The following is a 634-nucleotide window of genomic DNA, read 5'->3' as shown; positions in this document are numbered from 1 at the left end:
GTCCACGCAGCCGGCGCGCAGGACCGCACGCCATCGAGCAGCACTGCATTGAGGAGCAGCCCGCCGGGATTGGTGTTGACCTCGATCAACCGCGGGCCGTCGACGGTCAGGTGAAAGTCCAGTCCCAGGACGCCACCCGCCGAACCTGGCTCATGGGTTGCTATGTCGGGGGCCCATTGCAGGACGTGCTGGCGGTATCGCGGATTCCCTGCAACGGCGAAAACCGCCGCTGCGACGCGCCCCATGGCGTCCAACGCCGCACGGTCAACGAACAGGGCATACGGGGAAAACAGGTGCGCGTGCACGGCGGGATCAGTCATGAACTCCGGAAAGGCACCGCGGATCGACTCATGTAGACGAAAGACGTCAACCACTTCGCATGCACACCGCTGGTTGAGAGGCGCACCCACCGAGGTGACGCATTTGATATCGCAGCCTGACTGGCCATTCATTACCGGAGGTTTCCTAGATTGCGACTCGACGCTGGGTGGCTGCTGCGCCGCTGCTTCAAGTCTTCCAAGCAGTCATGATAGATGCTTTCGGGACAAACACCGCTGCGGCGTGACCCACGAAATGGAAGTCGGTGCCGTCTACAGGGGGAAGGCGCAAAGTAGGTCGCGTGTCTGCCAAAGCT

Annotated in this window: 1 pseudogene; it reads right to left on the bottom strand. The window is 62.1% G+C overall.

The features are described from left to right. A pseudogene (locus OC373_RS18765) lies at positions 1–320 on the bottom strand (hypothetical protein); the annotation flags it as partial. Between the last annotated feature and the right edge of the window lie 314 nt (positions 321–634).

It is taken from the genome of Stenotrophomonas sp. Ste96 (assembly GCF_024519495.1).
GTDB lineage: Bacteria > Pseudomonadota > Gammaproteobacteria > Xanthomonadales > Xanthomonadaceae > Stenotrophomonas > Stenotrophomonas bentonitica_A.
Note: the sequence above shows the minus strand (reverse complement) of the source record. Positions and strands in the feature narration are given on the sequence as shown.